At 72.2% G+C, this 5700-nt stretch carries 4 protein-coding genes; 2 read left to right on the top strand and 2 right to left on the bottom strand.

Going from position 1 to position 5700, the window contains the following annotated elements; all coding sequences use genetic code 11:
• Positions 1–1642, bottom strand: a 1642-nt coding sequence (locus VHU88_23075; GenBank protein HEX3614588.1) for a DNA repair helicase XPB, incomplete at its 3' end; no start/stop codon positions are given.
• 30 nt (positions 1643–1672) lie between these two features.
• Here VHU88_23075 and VHU88_23070 point away from each other — a divergent pair.
• Entirely contained in the window at positions 1673–2800 is a 1128-nt protein-coding gene (locus tag VHU88_23070; protein HEX3614587.1) for an epoxide hydrolase, read from the top strand.
• Positions 2801–2891: 91 nt separating this feature from the next.
• On the opposite strand, the gene VHU88_23065 is transcribed toward VHU88_23070, so the two are convergent.
• Positions 2892–5291: a helicase-associated domain-containing protein gene (locus VHU88_23065; protein ID HEX3614586.1), complete on the bottom strand. Its 2400-nt coding sequence runs from the start codon at positions 5289–5291 to the stop codon at positions 2892–2894.
• Positions 5292–5372: 81 nt separating this feature from the next.
• On the opposite strand from VHU88_23065, the gene VHU88_23060 reads away from it, so the two are divergent.
• On the top strand, positions 5373–5700 hold a 328-nt coding region (locus VHU88_23060), incomplete at its 3' end, for a hypothetical protein (GenBank protein HEX3614585.1).

Raw genomic sequence — 5700 nt, 5'->3', positions numbered from 1 at the left:
CGCCGGCCAGGATGTCGTCGGCGTCGATGATTCGGTACGCGTAGCCCTGCTCGGCCAGGAATCGCTGGCGGTGCGCGGCGTACTCCTGGTCGATCGTGTCGCGCGCGACGACCGCGTAGAAACGTGCGGTGCGACCGTCGTGCTTCGGACGCAGCAACCGCCCGAGACGCTGCGCCTCTTCTTGACGCGAGCCGAAGGATCCCGACACTTGAATGGCGACCGATGCCTCCGGCAAGTCGATCGAGAAGTTGGCCACTTTCGACACGACCAGCGTGGTGATCTCACCAGTTCGGAACAGGTCGTAAAGCCGCTCGCGCTCCTTCACTGTGGTGTCACCCTTGATGACCGGGACGCCGAGGCGCTCGCCTAATTCGTCGAGCTGGTCGAGATATTGGCCGATGACGAGCAACTGGTCGTCAGCGTGCCGGGCGGCGAGTGCCTCGATCACCTTCATCTTCGTTTCGGTCGTCGCCGCGAGCCGGTAGCGCTCTTCGGGTTCGGCCGTCGCGTACAGAAGGCGCTCGTGCTCGGTCAGGGTGACACGTACCTCGACGCAGTCGGCCGGCGCGATGTAGCCCTGCGCCTCGATGTCCTTCCACGGGGCGTCGTAGCGCTTCGGGCCGATCAGCGAGAACACGTCGCCCTCGCGGCCGTCCTCGCGCACCAACGTCGCGGTCAGGCCGAGGCGCCGACGGGCCTGCAGGTCGGCGGTCAGCCGGAAGATCGGGGCCGGCAGCAGGTGGACCTCGTCGTAGACGATCAGGCCCCAGTCGCGCGCGTCGAAGAGTTCGAGGTGCGCGTAGACGCCCTTCCGCCTGGTCGTGAGCACCTGGTAGGTGGCGATCGTGACCGGGCGGATCTCCTTGCGCTGGCCGGAGTACTCGCCGATCTCCTCCGCGGTCAGCGAGGTGCGCTTGATCAGCTCGGTGCGCCACTGGTGGGCCGAGACCGTGTTGGTGACCAGAATCAACGTGGTCGCCTGCACCTGGGCCATCGCGGCGGCTCCGACCAGGGTCTTGCCTGCGCCGCAGGGGAGCACGATGACTCCCGACCCGCCGTGCCAGAAACCCTCGACCGCCTGGCGCTGGTAGTCGCGCAGCTTCCAGTCGGTCTCGTCCAGCGCGATCGGGTGCGCCTCGCCGTCGACGTAGCCGGCCAGGTCCTCGGCGGGCCAGCCGAGCTTCAGCAGGGTCTGCTTGATGTTTCCGCGCTCGGACTGGTGGACGACCACCATGTCCGGGTCGACCCGGGCGCCGACCAGCGGCGCGACCTTCTTGCTCCGCAGCACCTCCTCGAGCACCGGGCGGTCGGTGGTGACCAGCACCAGGCCGTGGACCGGATGCTTCTCCAGGCGCAGGCGCCCGTAGCGGGCCATGGTCTCGGCGATGTCGACCAGCAGCGAGTGCGGGACGGCGTAACGGCTGTACTTCAGCAGCGCGTCGATGACCTGCTCGGCGTCGTGCCCGGCGGCCCGGGCGTTCCACAGGCCCAGCGGGGTCAGCCGGTAGGTGTGCACGTGCTCGGGGGAGCGTTCGAGTTCAGCGAACGGCGCGATCGCCCGGCGGCAGTCCGGCGCGCCCGGGTGGTCGACCTCGAGCAGCAGGGTCTTGTCGGACTGGACGATCAGGGGGCCGTCGCTCATCCGTTCATTGTTACCCACCACGATGGTGCGATGGACGATGTCGGGGTCCCGTTCCAGGTCCGGGTCGATCCGGCGGTGGTTGCGGACCTGCGCGCGGCGCTGGCCCGGACGCGCTGGCCGGAGCCGGAGACTGTCGACGACTGGTCGCAGGGCGTCCCGCTGGCCGTGGCCCGGCAGGTCGCCGAGCACTGGGCGCACGGGTACGACATGGCGCGGCTGGAGCGGCGGCTCAACGTCCATCCGCAGGCGCTCGTCGAGCTCGACGGTTGCTCGATCCATATGCTCACCGCGCGCTCGCCGCACCCCGACGCGTTGCCGCTGCTGTTGACCCACGGCTGGCCCGGGTCGGTCGTGGAGTTCCTCGACGTGATCCCGCTGCTGACCGACCCGCCGGATCCGGCCGACGCCTTCCACGTCATCTGCCCGACGCTGCCCGGGTTCGGCTGGAGCGGCAAGCCGACCGCGGACGGCTGGAGCGTCGAGCGGATCGCGAAGGCTTGGACCGAACTGATGGCCCGTCAGGGAATCACCCGGTACGGCGCCGCGGGCGGGGACTGGGGAGCATTCATCACCGCCGCGCTCGGCACGCACGACCCCGGGCACGTCGTCGGGATCCACCTCACATTACCGCGGGCGCCCGAGGTGCCCGAGGCACCGGTCACCGAGGACGAACAGGCCGGACTGGCGAGCACCGCGGAGTTCCGCAAGCGTGGCTCGGGCTACTCGGCGATCCAGTCCACCCGCCCGCAGACCGTGGGCTACGGCCTGGTCGACTCCCCGGTCGCGCAGTTGACGTGGATCCTCGACAAGTTCTGGGCCTGGACCGACCACGACGGCGACTTCGAGACCGCAGTCGATCGCGACACCGTTCTGGACAACGTGATGACGTACTGGCTGACGGCCTCCGGCGCGTCGTCGGCCCGCATCTACTGGGAGAGCTTCCCGCGTCACCTGGGATCTGACCCGGTGTCAGTTCCCACCGGTGCCTCGATCTTCCCCAAGGAGATCGCGAAGATCCCGCGCTCCTGGGCGCAGGCGCGCTTCCGCGACCTGCGGTACTGGAACACCGACCTGACCCAAGGCGGGCACTTCGCCTCGCTCGAGGTCCCCGAGACCTACGCCGACGAACTGCGCAAGTTCTTCCGCCTGGTCCGCTGAGGCCAAGTTTTTTCGCGACTTCTGCGGCCTGCCCCACCTGTCCAAGGCTCGCGATAGGTGGGACGGGCAGCAGAAGTGCGACCGGAAGGGGTCAGGCGTCGGCAACGGCGCGGATGTGGGAGACCTTGAAGTAGCGGACCTTGGCCATCCGGTGGTCGTAGGCCGAGAGCAGGCCGCCGTCCAGCGCCAGCGGGTCGACGATGCGTTCGCTCGCCGTGCCGTCCTCGCCGACGTACTCGACCCAGACCGACGCCCCCGACGAGACCGCGGTCCGTAACCGCTCGAGGGTCAGGCCGAGCGATCCGCCGTGGGTGGCCGATCCGGTCGAGATCGAACCGATCGCCTCCGCGGCAACCCGCCGGCCCGTGGCGGCGGCTCGGTCGCCGGCCCGCAGCGCGCGCACGGCGGCGGTGGCCAACCCCGGCGCCGGGGTCAGACCGGCGGCCACCGGACGCGGCGGGCTCCGTCGGCCGGTGCGTCGCACGTTGGGCCGGGTCACGATCACAGTGCCCACCGCCGACTCGGTCATCGGTGCGTACCCGAGCTCGCGGAGCCGGGCCAGCAGCGACTCCGGTGCGACCTCGGCGGCCAGCACGGTCGGCGCCAGGCGGCGCAGCCCCAGCAGGACGGTACCCCGGTGGGCCAGCAGTTCGTTGACCACGCCCGCGTCGTCACAACGCAGATAGCTGCCGGCGTTGCCGACGCGGATCCGGCCGTGGCGGCGGGCCACGTCGTCGACCAGGTAGCTCAACGGCTGTGGCACCGGTGTGCGGGAGACCCCGGCGAGGAACTCGTGGACCTCTGCGGCGCTTCGTCCGGCGTCCAGCGCCCGGCGCACGGAGGCGTCGGTGAAGCGGTAGACGGTGGCCGCGCCGGTCGACTCGACCTCGGCCACCAACCCCAGTTCGGTCGCCAGATCGCGGCGCAGCGGCCCGGGCGCGACGGCGGTCAGGTCGGCCTGGATCAGCACCTGTTCGACCGGGTCCGGCAGCGCCCGTTCAAGGCGTGCTGTGGCCCCGGCCGGGTCGTCGTCGAGCACCGCCCGGCCGAAGGTGGTCAGTGCGCCGGACCCGGTGACACCGAGGCGGGCGGCGTCGTTGAGCGTGGCGCGGACGAACACCTCGTGCAGCACGCCGGTCCGGCGCGGTGCCCGCCAGGCCAGCCGGGCCAGCACGTCGGCGGCCGTGGCCTTGGTCCCGTTCGGCAGCGCGGCGAGTTCCTCGATCGTGGCCCGCCGCAGCCCGGGCGCCCAGGCCCGGTCCAGGTCGGCGCCGAGCGCGGGCAGGGGCCGGTCGCGGGGGCCGCCGACGTCGGTCCGGGTGCCCACCAGGGCCGCGACCCGGCTGGTGCGCAGCCAGGCCTGGACGAGCTGCGTCCACCGCCCAGCGGTGCCGGCGGCGAGCCACTGGTCGTACCCGGGCGTTGGCAGGTACAGCCCGGCGTCGTGATCCTCGGCCGCGACCAGCCCGGTGACGTAGGCCAATTCGATGGTCGCGGCGGCCTGCGCGGGCTCCGCGTCGAGCAGCGTCTGGACGCGCTTGAGGTCGCGCACGCCCAGGCCGCCGCCGGAGCGCAGCACCCCGGGCGGGTCCAGCGACCAGGCCTCGAGCAGCTGCTCCACCTGCCGGACGGTGTTCATCACCTGGCCGACTCCGGCCGCGTCCGCGACCTTGACGCCGACCTCGACCGGCGCCGGCGTCGGCGGAGCCACCTGCGCGTGCGGGTAGAGCGCGCCACCGCGCCGGGCGACGCCGACCTCGGCCGGTAGCACCACGGTGTCGGCGTTCAGTGCGATCAGCACGCCCCGGGCCAACAACCACTCCAACGCGGCCCCGGACTCCGCGCCGGTCGGCGCCCGGTCGATGCGTCCGACCACGCCGTTGCCGACTGCGTCGACCTTGTCGAGCAGTTCGAGCGCCCCGGGCGGGGCGCTCGTCAGCAGTCGGGCCAGCGACTCGGTCTCCCCGAGGGTCTCCCGCAGGCATTCCAACGCACTCGGGGGGTCCGGGGTGCCCGGCAGGCCCAGCTCGCCGAGCAGGTGCTGCAGTCGCCCGGGCGGGAACCCGGCCAGCGCGGCGGCCAGCGGTGGACCGGTGCCACCTGGGCTGGTACCGAGCACCTCTCGGACAGCGCGGACCACGTGCAGTTCCTCCGGGTCGCCCCACACCAGCGCGGTCTCCCGCAGCGCCGCCACCGCGCGGTCCAGGTCGGCGGCCGGGGCCGGGACCAGCCGGGCCAGGTCGGCCGGACGGGCCGGGTCGCCCGCGAAGCTGAGCGCGTCGAGCACCTGCAACGTGAACCGGTCGAGACGGTCCAACGCCCTGAGCAACGACAGTCGGGTGGTGGCCCGGGCGACCAACGCGGTCATGTCCGCCGGGACCGGGGCCAGCAGGTCCGGACGGTGTCCGAACAACGCCTCCAACTCGGCGTCCGAACGCCCGCGGAGGTCGTCGGCCAGCGTCCTGGGCCGGCCGTTCTCCACGGTGCTCATCCGAACTAAGTTACGGCACCGAGGTGGCCGCGACCCGCGTGGCAACCGGGGCAGGGCCGCGAGCTCGGGAAGCATCGGAACATGACCGGGCAAACCGGCGACGATTCACTCGCCGAGCAGGCAGCGCTGGGCCGCGTGCCCGGGCAGTTCCGCGGGCTGCCGGCGGGCCGGTTCGGGTTCGACGAGGATGCGCGCGGCGACCCCTGGAGTGAGACCACGCCGTCGCCCTGGGTGCCGGTCGGCGACCCGTACGACGGGACGGCACAAGGCACGGCGCCGGTGGCCGCCGATCCGGAGCCGCGCCCTCGCGAGCTGCGCGCCGCGCTGGGCCGGGTGCGGTGGGAGGTCGCGACGCTGGCCGTGCTCGTGCTCGCCCCGCAGGTCGTGGGCCTGTTCGGTTGCCTGGTGG

This window comes from Sporichthyaceae bacterium, assembly GCA_036269075.1.
Lineage (GTDB): Bacteria > Actinomycetota > Actinomycetes > Sporichthyales > Sporichthyaceae > DASQPJ01.
Note: the sequence above shows the minus strand (reverse complement) of the source record. Positions and strands in the feature narration are given on the sequence as shown.

Excerpts from the sequence above, each read along its gene's own strand:
- VHU88_23070 (HEX3614587.1), top strand. The coding sequence starts at position 1,673 with ATGGACGATGTCGGGGTCCCGTTCCAGGTCCGGGTCGATCCGGCGGTG.
- VHU88_23065 (HEX3614586.1), bottom strand. The coding sequence starts at position 5,291 with ATGAGCACCGTGGAGAACGGCCGGCCCAGGACGCTGGCCGACGACCTC.